Here is a 15976-nt window from a genome sequence, read left to right as displayed (position 1 = left end):
CCGGCACGGGTGTTCATCGGCGGGGCCTACAGCCCCATCCACTCTTCCTTCATCTTGTCCACGGTGCCGTCGCTGGTGACCCGGTCCAGGGTCTTGTTCACCGAGTCCAGCAGCTCCGTGTTGCCCTTCTTCACGGCCACCCCGAGGTTCTCGTTGGTGTCCACGGACTGCACGACCTTCAGGTCCGGGTTCTCGCTCGCGCGCTTGGACAGGGTGGAGATGTTGCCGGACACGGCCTGCACGCCGCCGGACTCGAGGGCCTGGAACATGAGCTCCACGTCCTCGAACTGCTGGGTCTTGAGACCCTTGTCCTTGGCGTACTGCTCACCGGAGGTGGCCTGCTGCACGCCCACGGTCTTGCCCCCCACGGAGTCGAAGCCGGAGATCCCGGAGTCCTTGGTGGTCAGCAGGGCGATCTGGTCGTTGAAGTACGGCTTGGAGAAGTCCACGGACTCCTTGCGGGCGTCCGTGATGGTGATCCCGGAGATCGCGGCGTCGCACTGGCCGGTGTCCAGGGCGGCCCCGGACTCCAGGGTCTCGAAGTTGGCCTGGACCACCTTCTTCTCCTTGCCCATGTCATTGGCGATCTCGTCCGCGAGCGACATGTCGAAGCCCACGATCTCGCCGTCCTTCTCGAACTCGAACGGGGCGTAGGGGGAGTTGGTGCACACGGTGAAGGTGCCGGATCCGCCACTGGCCTCGGAGTCCCCGCCGGAGGTGGACTCGCACCCGGTCAGGGCCAGTCCCGCCACGGAGATGACGGCGAGCGCGGGGACGAGCTGGCGCAGGGAAGGCATGGGGACTCCTCATCGAGTGGGGCGGATCGGGTGGTGCTTGCTGGCGATCGTACTATGCCGCACATCACATCCGGCCCGTTGCGCGCCCCGTGACCATCCCTCAGCGGTCCCGGTGACGGATCGTGGACGGCCCTGCGGCGGCCTCGGAGATCGCAGCACCGCGACCTCGCTGGGGCCTCTCCGTGCTCTCGAAGAGAGACCCGGAGCAACCCTCTGGCGTGCCCCGTCACGGACCCCGGTGCGCCCTGCGATGCACCCCGGCGCGCCGGCCGGTCCGGGTCAGGGTGTCTGCCGCGCGGGCAGCGACTCCAGCATGGGACGCAGCTTGGCCCACGTCTCGGCGAGCTCGGCCCGCGGATCGGACTCCGCCACGATCCCGCAGCCCGCGCTCACGCGCGCCCGGTGGCCGTCCAGCTGGACCGCCCCGCGCAGGGCGATGCCCCACTCGCCGTTGCCGGCGCCGTCGAGCCAGCCCACGGGTCCCGCGTAGAGGCCGCGGTCCATGCGCTCGAGGTCCTCGATGACCGCGCCCGCGGTGACTGTGGGGGTCCCGCACACCGCAGCGGTGGGATGCACGGCCTCCGCAAGCTCCAGCGCGGAGGGCAGGGTGCCGTCCACACCGATGCGCAGCTGCGCGGTGACGTCCGAGGCCAGGTGCCACACGTTGGGCAGGGCCAGGATGAACGGGTGCTCGCCGCCGGAGACCTCGTCCGCGTACGGGGACAGCCCCGCCACCAGGGAGTCCACGGCAAAGCGGTGCTCGCGCTGCTGCTTCTCGGACCCGCCCAGCTCGGTGCCCGCGAAGTCCTCCGGGTTCGCACCCTCCGGGAGGTCCTGCCGGTCCAGCGTCCCCGCGAGCACACGGGCCGTCGCGGTGCCGCGGTGCACGCGGATCAGCATCTCCGGGGTGGCGCCGAGCAGGCGCCCCGCGCACGGCGAGCCCTCCTCGCCCAGACGCACGCAGTACGTCCAGCACGTGTCGAAGCGCTCGCTCAGCCGCCCGAGCACCCCGCCCAGGTCGATGTCCGCGCCGGTGTCCACCACCACGTCCCGCGCGAGCACGAGCTTGTCCAGCTCCCCGGCGCGGATCATGCCCACGCCGTCCGCCACGGCGGCCATCCAGCGTTCCTCGTCCAGCGCACCGGGCACCGCCGTGGGGTGCGACGACGCCGCACGGTCGCCGTCCGTGCGGGGCGGCGCTGCGGCGTCGTGCCCGGCGGGGGCAGCGTGCCCGGTGGGGGCCAGGCGTGCGAGGCGGCGCCAGGCGGCGTCGAGGTCCGAGACCGTGGGGGAGGGGTCAGTGGTGACGAGCGTGAGCCACGCGGTGTCCCCGCTGGTGCCGACCACGAGCTCGGGGACCATCAGTCCCGAGTCCACGGTGGAGGACGGGGCGAACGCGAACGCGCCGAAGGCCAGCAGCCCGGTGCCCGGCAGCCGCACCTCGTCCGTGACGTGGGCGGCCTCCCGCACGGCGTCCCACCACACGCGCGCGGACGTGAACCGCGTGCCGCCGCGCACCCGGTAGGCGGCCGTGCGCCCGAGGCCCACGAGGCCCTGGCCGCGCACGATCCACGTGGCGGGGTCCTCGCTGCCGAGCAGGCGGCGGACGTCCGGGTCGCGCGCGAAGTCCGAGGCGGCGGGGACGTCCGAGAGGGGGAGGGTGAGCGCGCTCAGACGGGGCGCGGGGAACTCTGGTGTCATCGCCCACCAGCATAGGACGCGCGGGGTGCCGGTGCTGCCGCTCGGCAGCCCGCCCCTGGGCCCTGCCCTCTCGCGGGATCCCGGCCCCGGTGGTGCGCAATGGCGGGCTCGCGGCCCGCACCGGAGCCCGAGCGCAAGGCTGAGCCGGGACGCCGGGTGGGCGGGCGGCGTCGGCGGGCAGTGACACAATGGTCCGTGGATTCCAGGGGGTCACGCGCGCCGGCCGGCGCACACCCCGGGTGCACGAGGACGCGGAGGGCTGCGGCGCAGTGAAGGTTCTGATCAGCGGGGGCGGTCCCGCCGGCGCCACGGCGGCGTACTGGCTCGCGAGCCAGGGCATCCCCGTGACCGTCCTGGAGAAGACGGGCTACCCACGGGAGAAGGTCTGCGGGGACGGACTCACCCCGCGCGCCGTGCAGCAGATGCGGCTGATGGGACTGCCCCACGGCGAGGCCGAGGGCTACACGCGCAACCGCGGGCTGCGGCTCGTCGCGGCCGGGCGCACCGTGGAGTTCCCCTGGCCCGAGCTCACCGACTTCCCCTCCTACGGCCTGGTTCGCACCCGCGCGGGCTTCGACGAGGACCTCATCCGCCACGCGCAGCGGGCCGGCGCGCACGTGGTCGAGCACCGCGCCGTGAAGGACGTGCTGCGGGACGGCACCGGCCGCGTGGTGGGCGTGCGCGCCACCGTGATGGACCCCGCCACCGGCCGCCGCACCGCGGAGACCGAGGATCACACCGCGGACCTCGTGCTCGCCGCGGACGGCAACTCCACCCGCACCGCCGTGGCCGCGGGTCTGCACCGGCGCACGGACCGGCCCATGGGCGTGGCCGTGCGCACGTACTACCGCTCCCCGCGCTCCGAGCTGGACTGGATGGAGGGCTGGCTGGAGCTGCAGGACGGCACCTCCCCGCAGCGCTCGCTGCTGCCCGGCTACGGCTGGGTGTTCGGCGTGGGGGACGGCACCGCGAACGTGGGCCTCGGCATCCTGGACACGTCCCCCGCCTTCGGCACCCTGGACTACCGCGCGGTGCTGCGCGACTGGGTGGCCTCCATGCCCGCGGACTGGACGTTCGACCCCGAGCACCAGGTGGGGCGCATCGGCTCCGCGGCCCTGCCCATGGCCGGCAACCGCACCCCCCACTACGTTCCCGGTCTGATGCTCCTGGGCGACGCCGCCGGGCTCGTCTCCCCGTTCAACGGCGAGGGGATCTCCAACGCCATGGAGTCCGGGCTCTTCGCCGCGTCCTGCATCCTCGACGCCGCCGGCGCGAACGGCGCCCAGCAGCGCGAGAACGCCCTGGCCCGCTACCCGCAGCTCGTGCGCGACGAGTGGGGATCGCACTTCACGCAGGGCAGGGCGCTCGCCGAGCTCATCGGCCACCCCGCGGTGCTCTCGGCCGCGGTGCGCGCCGGGATGCACGTGCCCGCGCTGATGCGCTTCGCCGTGCAGGTGATGACCGAGCTCTCGGACCACCCCGCCCGGACCCTGACGGACCGCGCCATCGCGGTGCTGGACGCGCTGACGCCCGCGCGCTGAATTGTCGATAGAGTGGTGCACCGTGACTGATCCCAGCCGCCCCGAGGCCTCCCCGCGCCTGCCCGCGGGGTTCGAACTCATCGCCCAGGACCCTCGCCTGGGTCCCCTCATGCTGCGCTCGCTCGAGCGCGTGGAGGAGCGCCTGGGCGAATCGGTGCGCTCCACGGACCAGCTGGCGGACGTCACCGCGCGCCACCTGCTCAATGCAGGCGGCAAGCGCATCCGGCCCCTGCTCGCGCTGCTCGCGGCGGAAGTGGCCGGGTCCGTGAACGAGGACGTCGTCGAGGCCGCGGTGGTGGTGGAACTGACCCACCTGGCCTCTCTCTACCACGACGACGTCATGGACTCCGCCCCCATGCGCCGGGGCGTGGAGACCGCGCACACCGTGTGGGGCAACACGGTGGCCATCCTCACCGGGGACATGATCTTCGCGCGGGCCTCGTCCATGGTGTCCGAGCTCGGCCAGGAGTCCCTCATGATCCAGGCCCGCACCTTCGAGCGGCTGGTCATCGGTCAGCTGCGCGAGACGGCCGGGCCGGCCGAGGGCGAGGACCCCGTGGAGCACTACCTGGACGTGATCGCGGGCAAGACCGGCTCGCTGATCGCCGCGAGCGGCCAGTACGGCGCCCTGCTCGGTGGTGCCCCCGCCTCCGTGGTGGATCTCATGGTGGTCTACGGCGAGAAGCTGGGGCTCGCCTTCCAGCTCGCGGACGACATCATCGACCTCACCGGCCACCCGGACGTCTCCGGCAAGACCCGCGGCACGGACCTGCGCGAGGGCGTGGACACGCTGCCCGTGCTGCTGCTGCGCCGCGAGGCGGCGGGAACCGACACGCAGGCCGCCGCCACGGCACGCGAGGTGCTCGCCCTCGTGGACGGTGACCTCTCCGAGGACGAGGCGCTCGCCCGCGCCGTGGACGCCGTGTCCGAGCACCCGGTCTCCGCGGAGGCCTGGCGGATCGCGAACCAGTGGGCGGACGAGGCCGTCGAGGCGCTCGCGCCCCTGCCCGGTTCCGTGGCCAAGTCCGCACTCTGTGAATTCGCTCACGCCGTGGTCCACAGAACCGGCTGAGTTGTCAGTATCCTTGGGGCATTCACGATCCGCTTGCGTGCCCCGGGACCCCGGTGGCCGCGTCTATGGGACGAATTCCCCCGTGAGGTTCACACATGACCACTGACACGAAACAGGGTGGCGCCGCGAAGGAAGCCTTCTCCGGCCGCACCATGTTCATCCTCGCCGCCATCGGCTCGGCCGTGGGCCTGGGCAACATCTGGCGCTTCCCGTACGTCGCGTACGAGAACGGCGGCGGCGCCTTCATCATCCCCTACCTGGTGGCACTGCTCACCGCGGGGATCCCCCTGCTCATGCTGGACTACGCGATCGGGCACCGCTACCGCGGTTCCGCCCCGCTGTCCTTCCGGCGGCTGCACCCCAAGCTCGAGACCATCGGCTGGTGGCAGCTCGGGATCTGCGTGGTCATCGCGGTCTACTACGCGCTGATCATCGGCTGGGCCATGCAGTACACGGTGTTCTCCTTCACCAAGGCGTGGGGGGACGATCCCGCCACGTTCTTCATGTCGGACTACATGCAGGTCTCGGACGAGGTGACCATCGGCTTCGACTACATCTGGCCCGTGTTCCTCGTGACCGCGATCGCCTGGGTCGTGCTGCTCGTGGTGCTGATGATGGGCGTGCAGAACGGCATCGGCAAGCTCAACGTGGTGCTCCTGCCGCTGCTCGTGGTCATGTTCCTCATCATGGTGGTCATGGCCGTCACGCTGCCCGGCGCCTCCGCGGGGCTCAACGCGCTGTTCACTCCCAACTGGGAGGCCCTGGGCGATTCCTCCGTGTGGGTGGCCGCCTACGGGCAGATCTTCTTCTCCCTCTCCGTGGGTTTCGGCATCATGGTCACCTACGCGTCCTACCTCAAGCCCCGCTCGGACCTCTCCGGCTCGGCCCTGGTGGTGGGCTTCGCGAACTCCTCGTTCGAGATCCTCGCCGGCATCGGCGTGTTCGCCGCCCTGGGCTTCATGGCCACGGCCTCCGGCGTGGGCGTGGACGAGGTGGCCACGTCCGGCATCGGCCTGGCGTTCATCGCCTTCCCGGCCATCATCTCCGAGGCGCCGTTCGGCACCGTTCTGGGCGTGCTGTTCTTCGGCGCCCTGTCCTTCGCGGGCTTCACGTCCCTGATCTCCATCGTGGAGGTCATCGTGGCCGGCGTGCGCGACAAGCTCGGGCTCTCCCGCAAGGCGGCCGTGGCCACCGTGGTCCTGCCGCTCGCGGCCGTGTCCCTGCTCTTCTTCCCCACCACCACGGGGCTGAACCTGCTGGACGTGGTGGACGCGTTCGTGAACAACTTCGGCATCGTCACGGCCGCGCTGGTCTCGGTGCTGCTGCTCACCTCTGGGTTCACCGCGCTGCCCACGCTGCGCGACCACATCAACTCGGTCTCGTCCTTCAAGCTGGGGCGCACCTGGATGATCATGGCCGGCGGTGTGACCCCGGTGATCCTGGGCTACATCCTCATCGACCAGCTCACCCAGACCGTGGCCGAGGGCTACAACGACATGCCGCAGTGGTTCGTGAACGTGTTCGGCTGGGGCATGGCGGTCGGGCTCATCGTGATCTCCTTCCTGATCTCCCGGCTGCCCTGGAGCAGACGCACGTCGGAGGCCTTCACGAGCCCTGCACCCTCGGTGCAGGACGCCTACCTGGACCGCAAGGCGCTGGAGAACCAGGAGTCCCTGACCCACTACCCGGACACTGCCGGGCGCACCCCGGCACTGGGCCAGGACTTCTCCCTGCGCGCCATCTACCGCGGCACCGTGGTCAGGCGCAGGATGCCGTGGTCACGCTCGAACGCCGAGCGCGGCACCCGTGAGACCACCCCCGCGGGCACCGCGTCCCGCCACAGCGAAGGAGAGAACCGATGAACGGCAGCGCAATCGTCATGATGGTCGTGGCCATGACCCTGGTGTGGGGCGGGCTCGTGCTGGCGCTGATCAACATCAAGCGCTCTCCCGAGCTGGAGGACGAGATCGACACGCCCGCCGAGGACGAGGACGAGCCCTTGGAGGCGCACCACGGGGGCGTCGACGACGCTGCAGGCGGGGCGAGCACCCCGGCCGGGGGTCCGCGCGACCTGCGTGGTGGGCCGCACCCCGCGGGTGAGGGTGCCCAGGCTCCCGAGCAGACCGCGGGCCGCCACCTCTGACCCGACCCTCCCACGAGCGAAGGCCACTCCCGGAGATCTCCGGCAGTGGCCTTCGTCGTCCCCGGGGGCGGTTCGGCCGCGGGCTCGCCGCGACGGGGTGCCGCAGCGTCTTCCGGCGAGAGCTCAGCGGCGGGGCAGCCGCGGGGCACGCGGTGCGCGAACGGCGTCGAGCACGAGCAGCACCACCGCGATCCACACGAGCACGAAACCGGCCCACCGCTCCGGCGGCATGGCCTCGTGGAACACCGCCGTGGCCAGGATGAACTGCCCGATGGGGGCCACGTACTGGATCATGCCCACGGTGCTCAGGGGCAGACGGGAGGCGGCAGCGCCGAACAGCAGCAGGGGCACCGCGGTGATCACGCCGGCGGAGAGCAGCAGCAGGAAGTGCCCGGCGCCCTCCGAGACGAGCGTGATCTGCCCCTGCACCCCGAGCACGGCCACGGCCACGAGGGCCAGCGGGGTGATCATGGTGGTCTCCGCGGCGAGCGTGACGAGGGCGGGGTACCGCGACCCCAGCCGGGACTTCACGAGCCCGTAGAAGCCGAAGGAGAACGCGAGTCCCAGGGACAGCCACGGCACGGAGCCGTAGAACACGGACATCACGAGCACGGCGACCACTCCCACGGCGATCGCGGCCCACTGCAGGGGCCGCAGCTTCTCGTGCAGCACGAGCACACCCAGCAGGATGGCCACGATGGGGTTGATGAAGTACCCCAGGGACGCCTCGAGCGTGTGCCCGGTGGTGGCGGCAACGGTGTAGAGCAGCCAGTTCCCGGCGATCAGCACACCCGCCACGCTCAGGGCCAGGACGGCGGGGCGGTCGCGGAAGACCCGCAGGTACTGCCGCAGCCCGCCCGTCACCGTGAGCAGGACCAGGCAGAAGAGCAACGAGAAGACCACCCGCATGGCCACGATCTCGAAGGGCGTGGCGGGCGCCAGCAGCACGAAGTACAGCGGCAGCAGCCCCCAGATCGCGTAGGCGCCGAACCCGTAGCCGACTCCGGCCCGGGCCCGACCGTGCTGGTCGGGTCCCGGGCCGGGTGTCATCTCATCACTCACCGGAGCATCCTACCGCCGGTGGACGGGCGCGCAGGACGCGCCGGGAGGGCCTACAGGTCGAAGAAACGGCTGAGGAAGCCGCGCTTCTTCTTGCCCTTGCGCTCCGCCTGCTCGTTGGTCTCGACCTCTTCGCCGTCCACCACAGCGGGGGCGGAGATGTCGTCGTCCGCGGCCTCGGGTCCGGCCACGGTCTCGCGGGCCACCACGGCCTCGCGCTCCACGTGGGCCTCACGCGTGCCGGCAGGGGAGACGTCCTCGCGCACCACGCGCTCCTCGGAGACGGTGACGCTCTCGCGCTCGGTGCGCACGTCCTCCTCGCGGGCGAGCCCGGCGCGGGTCTCCTCCTCGGCGGTCCCGGGCTGGCCGGCCGCGAGATCGGGATCCGGGATCCGGGACATGGCGGTGGTGTCCGGGTGCGGGGAGGCCTGCGGTCCGGCGGTGAGGGTCTCCTCATGGTGGCCGGGCAGCACGGTGGTCTCCACGCGTCCGGGCTCGGCGGGCCCGGTGGGCTCCTGGTCGAACGGGGCGTCCGCGTCCCGCACCTGGCTCGCGGGCACGGCCACGTCCCCGGCGGGCTGCTCGGGCTCCGGCGCCTCGATGTCCTCGGGGGACAGCTCGGTGGGCAGCGGTTCCTCGTCCGTGGGCTGGGCCGCGGGGGCGGACGACGCCGCCGCGGCGGCCTCCTCCCGCTCGCGCCGCTTGCGCTCCGCGGCCTCCGCGCGCTGCTGCTCACCCAGACGCTCCGCCTGGGCCACGGCGGCCTGACGGTCCTGGACCAGAGCCTCGCGGTGGGTCTGTGCCTGACGCTCGAGCTCGCGAAGCTCGTCCTCCCCCACGGAGGGCTCGGCCGGTTCCACACCGGTGATCTGGTGGTCGTCGAACCAGAAGCGCTGGGCGCCGTCGTGGACCGTGACCACGCAGGTGGCGTCCGTGTCCCATGCCACGTGGGCGCCACGCAGCTTGGCGTAGCTGGCCACGGCCAGGTTGTGGTCCACGGCGGTGTCCGTGGTGAGGGACTCCCCGATCACCTGCATCATCCGCTGCTCGGTGAGACGCGGGAGCTCGAACTGCTGGCCGTCCAGCAGCAGCCACGCGGTGATGTTCCCGCCGGCGCGCGCGGGGTAGTGGGCGTAGAGACCGGTCACAGCCTTGGCCGCCAGGGTCACCCGACGAGCGAGTCCCTCCTGCAGCGGCAGCTCCGCCGTGCTCAGCTCCGCGACCTCGTGGCGCTCCCCGGCCTGCTTGGCCTGCACCGCGGCGGAGACCACCTGCGGGTTGAAGTGGCCCAGTTCCTGCCAGCACCACACGAAGGACCCGCGGGACGCGGACTCGGTGCCCAGCAGGTAGGGCGTGAGGGTGACCGGCGGGGTGGTCTGCAGGGTGAACGACGGCGCGGAGAAGTCCACGTCCCAATCCGCACCCTGCGACAGCTCGGCCAGCACTGCCTGGTACTCGGTGGAGATGAAGATCGACTCGTCGATCAGCTCCTGCAAAGTTTTCGTCATGGGTCCAGGCTAACAACTGGTGCGGGGTCCCACCGTCCGGTCCGTCCTGCCGGAACGCTGGGCGCGGGCCGGGCGGGGTCGCACGGGGACCGGGGCGCCCGGACCGCACGGGCGGGGCGCGCGCCGGGCGCGGCGGCGTCGTCGTGCGGCGGGGCCACCTGTGGGCCGGGGCTCGGGGGGCACGGGGACGCGCCGCCCGGACGCACCGGGGGACGCGGCACACGACGCCGCCGGGGTGACGCCGCGCACGTTGGCTAGGCTGGGGGCCACGCGGCCCGGACCACCGACCGGGAGCTCCGCGCACGCCCGTGACGAGACTGGCCCGGGGACACCCGGCCGAAGGGACACTGACGAGAACATGAGCTCCGCACCCGAGTCCGGCCCGACCCCTCCGACCCGCACCGAGCGCGAGCTCGTGGCCCAGGTGGGCGAGTGGGTGATGTCCGTGCTGCGCACCGATCCGGGCTGGGACTCCATGCTCGTGGAGTTCAAGCCGCAGGGTGGGCGCGTGCACCTGCGGGTCATCGAGAACCGGGAGGGCGCCGTGATCCCCGGCGCCGCTGGGCCCATCAAGGAGCAGAGCCCCGTGCTGGAGCTGCTCTCGGAGCTGCAGCGCAGCTGCTGGGTGGCCGGGCGCGGCAGCTGGCTCACCATGTCCCTCATGATCGCCGCGCAGGGCTGGCCCGAACCCACCCTGCGCACGAACGCGACCTACGACTTCGGGCAGATGCCCGCCACGTACGCGCAGGAGGGCTCCTACACCGCCCAGGACGTCCTCACCCAGCTCACGCAGTTCCCCCGCACCCAGGAGCACGTGCCGCTGTGGGCCGTGGAGCTCGCGGACGCCGCGGGTCTCAGTCTCCCGTTCGCCGATCCAGGGGAGGACGAGAGCCACGGGGACGTGCACCCCCGGCTGCGGGCGGCGGCGCAGGCGCACGCGGAGGCACCGGGGGACCGGTCGCTCGCGGGAGTGCTGCGGGAGGCGCTGGCGGGCACGGTGCTGCTGGACGTCTCCGGGTCCGACATGGTCCCGGGGGAGGACGGTCAGCCCATCGGCCCGGACTCCCACATCCGCGTGCAGACCGTGAACCAGCCGGACGGCTCCCGGGCGCTGGCCGTCTACACCAGCGCGGACCAGGCGCGCGAGATGTTCACGCGCAGCAACCGGAACCAGGAGCTGCAGGAACCGGTGCTGCTGCGCCAGCGGGCCAGCGCCATGGTGCAGATGGTGGTCCAGGACGGGCAGTACGACGAGATCGTGGTGGACCCGGCCTCCGCTCACGCCACCCGGATCTCCCGGCAGCAGGTGGAGTGGGTGGGCAGCTCCCCGCACAACGATCCCCTCAAGCAGGCCCTGATCAGCGGCAACATGGCCAACGTGCTGGGCGCGCTGTTCAACCCCGACGCCCACCTGATGCTCGGCACCCGGGACCACGGCGAGGACGCCGTGCCCGTGATGGTGCAGCCCGAGCAGGCGGGCGCGGCACCCGACACCCTCCTGGTCTTCACCTCCGCAGCGGAGGTCGCCGCGCTGGACCCCGCCCTGACGGTGCGTTCCGCACCCGCCCGCCAGATTCTGCAGTTCGCCGTGGACTGCGGTGCCGCGGCCGTGTGCCTCAACGCCATGGCGCCCGTGGCCACCCTGCCCACCGAGCAGCTGAAGGAGATGCTCGAGCTCGTCACGCAGCGCGAGGAGGAGCGCGCCGGGGCCCAGGACACCGAGTAGAACCCGGACACGCAACAGGCCCCGTCCCCGCCGGAGCGGGAACGGGGCCTGTGGGTCACCGGCGACGCGGCGCCGGGTCACCGGGACGGATCAGATGCCGTAGGCGTCCGAACCGGAGTTGCGGGCCTCGGCCTCGCGGACACGGCGGCCCAGCTCGGGATCGACCTTCTCCCAGTACTGGAACGCGGCCTCCTTGATGGTCTCGTCCATCACGTCACCCACGTGACCGGCGATGTTCTCCACCGTCTCCGCCTTCTCCTCGTCGGAGAAGACCTCACGGTAGAGGGTGCCGGCCTGGCCGAAGTCGTCGTCCTCGGAGTGCAGGGTGGCGGCGGTGCGCAGCAGGTCGCCGTCGGACTCCCAGCGCATGTTGTCCGCCACGGCGGAACCGGCACCGGCCACGGGGCCGCCCTGGGTGTTGGGCGCGTACACCGGCTGGTTCGGGTGCTTGAACGTGTACCGCATGGGGCCGTCGTGCGAGTACGAGTTCTGCTCCGAGCGGTACGGGAAGTTCACGGGAAGGTCCGCGAAGTTCGCGCCGATGCGGTGACGGTGCGTGTCCGGGTAGGAGAACACGCGGGTCATCAGCATCTTGTCCGGGGAGATCTCCACACCGGGCACGGTGTTGCCGGGGGAGAACGCCGCCTGCTCGATCTGCGCGAAGTAGTTCAGCGGGTTCTGGTTCAGCGTGAACTTGCCCACCTTGATGCGCGGGTAGTCCTTCTTGGAGATCGTCTTGGTGACGTCGAACGGGTTGAAGCGGTACGTCTTGGCGTCCTCGTACGGCATGACCTGCACGTACATGGTCCAGGACGGGAAGTCGCCCTTCTCGATCGAGTCGTAGAGGTCGCGGCGGTGCGCATCCGCGTCCTTGCCCGCGATCTCCTCGGCCTCCGGGCCGGTCAGGCCCTCGGTGCCCTGGTCGGAGATGAAGTGGTACTTGATCCAGAAGCGCTCGCCGGCCTCGTTGCTCCACTGGTAGGTGTGGGAGCCGTAGCCGTTCATGTGGCGGTAGGTCTTCGGGATGCCGCGGGGGCCCATGAGGTAGGTCACCTGGTGGGCGGACTCCGGGGACTGGGTCCAGAAGTCCCACTGCATGGTGTTGTCACGCATGCCCGAGCCGGGAAGGCGCTTCTGCGAGTGGATGAAGTCCGGGAACTTGATGCCGTCGCGCACGAAGAAGATCGGGGTGTTGTTGCCCACGATGTCCAGGTTGCCCTCGGTGGTGTAGAACTTCAGCGCGAAACCGCGGGGGTCGCGCCAGGTGTCCGGGGAGCCCTGCTCGCCGGCCACGGTGGAGAAGCGCGCCAGCATGGGGGTCTTGGTGCCCTTCTGGAACACGGCGGCCTTGGTGTACTGGGACACGTCCTCGGTGACCTCGAGCTCACCGAAGGCACCGGCGCCCTTGGCGTGCACCACGCGCTCCGGCACGCGCTCGCGGTCGAACGCGGCGAGCTTCTCGACGAGGTAGGAATCGTGCAGGACGATCGGGCCGTCCGCGCCGACGCTCAGCGAGTGGGCGTCAGCGTTCGTGGGGACCGGCAGGCCCTCCTGGGTGGTGGTGAACGAACCGGTCTTGCGCAGTCCGCGTTCGTGGGGAGTGGTGTCAGACATGATTCCTCCTGGGTGATGGATGGGATCCGACGGGAAGTGGTGACGTGCTACGCCTCGCGGTCCGCCGCCGCAGCAGCCTGCTGGCACTGCGGGCAGATGCCCCGGTACACCACCTCGGCGGACAGCAGCTCGAAGCCGTGGTCCTGCGAGGGCGTGAGGCACGGCGCGTGCCCCACGGCGCACGGCACGTCGCGGATGACTCCGCAGCGGATGCAGTACGCGTGGTGGTGGTTGTCCCCGGTGCGGATCTCGTACCGCGCCGGGGAACCGGGCGGTTCGAACTTGGACACCATGCCGATGGCCGCGAGGTCCGCGAGGACCACGTACACGGACTGGACGGACATGTTCGGCAGGACCGAACGGACCTGCCTGACCGTCTCCTCCGCGGTGGCGTGCGGCACGGCGTCCACGGCGTCGAGCACCGCGAGACGCTGCTTGGTGACCCTGCGCCCGTGCGAGCGCAGATGCGAGGTCCACGCGTCCCGTGAGGGATGCGGTGCGATCTCGGCGGTGGTCTCCATGGGCATGACTCTAACCTTATTCTGAGCTATTCACAATAGTTAGTGCACCCTTACCCGTGGCCCGCCGCGCCACGGCGGGGATGCGCCACCCCTGTGCGCAGGCCGACGAAGCGCGGGCAGTGCGGACTCGGGGGAGGCGTACGGCGCCCCCAGTGAGGGCCGGAAAAATTTTTTCGGGTTCTCGCGTCACGATCCGTGGAACCGGGTGTCTACACAGTGAATCCGGTGCGGGCTGTGCCGGATTCCGGACGGTCCGATCGCTCTGGGACCGACGAGCCGGTGCCACGGTCAGTACGGGGACGCATTACGTGGCACGCGGCGGGCGAGAGCGTCTCTTCGCCGGGTGGGCTGCCCGGCACCGGGGGAAAGAGAGCGGTGCTAGGAGACGGGGGCGGGACCGGCGGGGGGCTGGTCCCGCCCCCGACCGCGGCACCGCATGGAGCCCACCTGTCATGCAGGCGACGGTCTGACGCTTCCCAGCGGCGGCTGTCACAATGGTGGGGATCCCACCGCGCGTCGTCAGAGAGAATCATGCCCCACAGAGCAGACCCGGATTCCGGACGTCCCTCGGCCCAGGCCACCGGCCCCGCGAGCGACGAGCAGCTGCTCCGTGCCGTGCGCGAGGGGGACACCGCGGCCTTCGGCGAGCTCTACGAACGCCACCGCGGGGCCGCACTGGCCGTCGCCCGCATGCACTCCCGCAACGACGCCGACGCCCAGGACCTGGTCTCCGAGGCCTTCACGCGGGTGCTGGCGCTCCTTCGAGAGGGGAAGGGTCCGCGCGAGTTCCTCCGGGCCTACGTGGTCACGGCGGTGTCGCGGCTGGCCGCGGACCGCGCCAACGACCTCACCCGCACGCGTCCGGAGGACCCGAAGCCGGACGGACCGCTGGACCGTGTGGAGCTCTTCGACGACTCCGTGGTGCGCCAGGTGGATGCCGCCGTGGTGGCCCGGGCCTTCGCCTCCCTCCCCGAGCGGTGGCAGGAGGTGCTGTGGTACCTCGAGGTGGAGCAGCGCCGGCCCCGTCAGGTGGCTCCGGTGGTGGGCGTGCAGCCGAACGCCGTGTCCGCGCTGGGCAAGCGTGCCCGTGAAGGACTGCGCGCCGCGTACGTGCAGGAGCACGTCTCCGCACAGGCACTCGAGGACTGCCACCAGTACTCATCGCAGCTGGGCGCCTTCACCCGGGGCTCCTTGACGCCCGCGCGCACGCGCGCCGTCCAGCAGCACCTGGACCAGTGCTGCCGCTGCACCGCCGAGTACCTGCAGCTGCAGGACCTGGGACTGGGGATGCGGGCCTGGGTGCTTCCCGTGCTCGCCGCGCTGCCGCTGTGGAGCGGCGCGGGAAGCCGCCTCGCGGACTCACTGGGCGCGCTTCCCCTGCTCGGAGCGTTCTCGGGTGCGGCCACTCAGCTCGGCGCCCCCTCGGACGGTACCGCGCAGTTCGGCTCGCACGACGCCGCCGCCGCGGCTTCCGGAGCGGTCGCACCCGTCGCGGCGGAGCTCGGTGCGGTCGGTGGATCCACGGCAGCCCCGGCAACGGTGGCGGCGAGCGGTTCCACGGGTGGCGCCACGGGCGCCGGGGGAGGTGTGGCCGCGTTCGTGGGCTCCGGCACGGGGCTCGTCGTCGCGGTGGGATCGGCCCTCGTGCTCGCGGCGTCGGCGGTGGGTCTGTTGGCCTGGACGAGCACCTCCCAGGAGGCTGACCCGGTGGCCGCGAGTGCCTCGGTGTCGGAGGATGCCGGTCGCAGCGCCCGTCCCCCCGCCGCGACCGGCTCCGCCGGCACCGCGGCGGACGAGCCCTCCCAGGGCGCCCCGGGGCCGGTGGGGGCTTCCGGACCGGCGGGAGCCGTGGAGCCCGAGGGCGAGGCGCAGGACGATCCGCAGCCTGGAACGGCTGCCGAGCCCGGCGCTCCAGAGGCGGCGGCGCCGCGTCCCGAGAGCCCGGTGGCCCCTGCCCCCTTCCTGCCCGGTCAGGAGCCCGCACTGCCCGGCCCCGTGCGCAGCCTGCCGATGATCGACCCCACGAGCGAGCCCACGCCCGAGGGTTCCCAGGGAACCGTGGATCCCAGCCCCAGCCCCAGTCCCGAGGCGACCGCGGACCCCACACCGTCCGCCGGGGACACGGCCCCGCCGGCCACACCGTCCCCCTCACCCACTGACCAGTGCGACTGGGTGCTGGGACTGAACGGCGAGTGGATCTGCTTCCCGTGGGTCACCTACTGACCCGGCCCCACGAGAAGCTGAACCACCGGACAGACTCCCGATCCCGCAGACCCCTGATCCCCCAGACCCCC

The 15976-nt window shown here is 71.7% G+C and carries 12 protein-coding genes; 6 read left to right on the top strand and 6 right to left on the bottom strand.

The window, feature by feature from the left end:
* Nucleotides 1-26: 26 nt before the first annotated feature.
* Nucleotides 27-797, bottom strand: a complete 771-nt coding sequence (locus tag P8S73_RS04830; protein WP_047978709.1) for an ABC transporter substrate-binding protein — start codon at nt 795-797, stop codon at nt 27-29.
* Between the two features lie 279 nt (nt 798-1076).
* A complete protein-coding gene (locus tag P8S73_RS04825) occupies nt 1077-2498 on the bottom strand; it encodes an isochorismate synthase MenF (protein ID WP_124109492.1) in 1422 nt (473 codons plus the stop codon).
* Between the two features lie 269 nt (nt 2499-2767).
* Here P8S73_RS04825 and P8S73_RS04820 point away from each other — a divergent pair, with 269 nt between their 5' ends.
* From P8S73_RS04820 to P8S73_RS04805, 4 genes are all read left to right on the top strand, one after another.
* Complete coding sequence (locus P8S73_RS04820; RefSeq protein WP_124109491.1) at nt 2768-4039, top strand: geranylgeranyl reductase family protein; 1272 nt, start codon at nt 2768-2770, stop codon at nt 4037-4039.
* A 109-nt stretch (nt 4040-4148) separates the two neighbouring features.
* Entirely contained in the window at nt 4149-5111 is a 963-nt protein-coding gene (locus P8S73_RS04815) for a polyprenyl synthetase family protein (protein ID WP_223110203.1), read from the top strand.
* Between the two features lie 95 nt (nt 5112-5206).
* Nucleotides 5207-6973 carry a sodium-dependent transporter gene (locus P8S73_RS04810; RefSeq protein ID WP_124109489.1) on the top strand — a complete coding sequence of 589 codons (1767 nt, stop codon included), beginning with the start codon at nt 5207-5209 and terminating at the stop codon, nt 6971-6973.
* Nucleotides 6970-7254, top strand: a complete 285-nt coding sequence (locus P8S73_RS04805) for a methionine/alanine import family NSS transporter small subunit (protein ID WP_191872433.1) — start codon at nt 6970-6972, stop codon at nt 7252-7254. Before P8S73_RS04810 ends, P8S73_RS04805 begins: the two co-directional genes overlap by 4 nt.
* Nucleotides 7255-7377: 123 nt before the next feature.
* Here the strand turns inward: P8S73_RS04805 and rarD are convergent, their stop codons facing one another.
* Nucleotides 7378-8316 carry an EamA family transporter RarD gene (rarD, locus tag P8S73_RS04800; protein WP_396350534.1) on the bottom strand — a complete coding sequence of 313 codons (939 nt, stop codon included), beginning with the start codon at nt 8314-8316 and terminating at the stop codon, nt 7378-7380.
* A gap of 50 nt (nt 8317-8366) precedes the next feature.
* On the bottom strand, nt 8367-9821 hold the full coding sequence (locus P8S73_RS04795; protein WP_124109486.1) for a DUF6882 domain-containing protein: 1455 nt from the start codon (nt 9819-9821) through the stop codon (nt 8367-8369).
* Between the two features lie 358 nt (nt 9822-10179).
* Here P8S73_RS04795 and P8S73_RS04790 point away from each other — a divergent pair, with 358 nt between their 5' ends.
* Nucleotides 10180-11547 (top strand): SseB family protein, encoded by a 1368-nt coding sequence (locus P8S73_RS04790; RefSeq protein ID WP_124109485.1) that lies wholly within the window; start codon nt 10180-10182, stop codon nt 11545-11547.
* Nucleotides 11548-11637: 90 nt separating this feature from the next.
* On the opposite strand, the gene P8S73_RS04785 is transcribed toward P8S73_RS04790, so the two are convergent.
* Together P8S73_RS04785 and P8S73_RS04780 are read right to left on the bottom strand one after the other, a co-directional pair.
* Nucleotides 11638-13161: a catalase gene (locus tag P8S73_RS04785; protein ID WP_124109484.1), complete on the bottom strand. Its 1524-nt coding sequence runs from the start codon at nt 13159-13161 to the stop codon at nt 11638-11640.
* A gap of 47 nt (nt 13162-13208) precedes the next feature.
* Complete coding sequence (locus tag P8S73_RS04780) at nt 13209-13682, bottom strand: Fur family transcriptional regulator (protein WP_047978434.1); 474 nt, start codon at nt 13680-13682, stop codon at nt 13209-13211.
* A 531-nt stretch (nt 13683-14213) separates the two neighbouring features.
* On the opposite strand from P8S73_RS04780, the gene P8S73_RS04775 reads away from it, so the two are divergent.
* Entirely contained in the window at nt 14214-15905 is a 1692-nt protein-coding gene (locus tag P8S73_RS04775; RefSeq protein WP_124109483.1) for a sigma-70 family RNA polymerase sigma factor, read from the top strand.
* Nucleotides 15906-15976 lie beyond the last annotated feature (71 nt).

Origin of the sequence: Kocuria sp. ChxB (assembly GCF_044359605.1) — a bacterium.
Taxonomy (GTDB): Bacteria; Actinomycetota; Actinomycetes; order Actinomycetales; family Micrococcaceae; genus Kocuria; species Kocuria rhizophila.
Note: the sequence above shows the minus strand (reverse complement) of the source record. Positions and strands in the feature narration are given on the sequence as shown.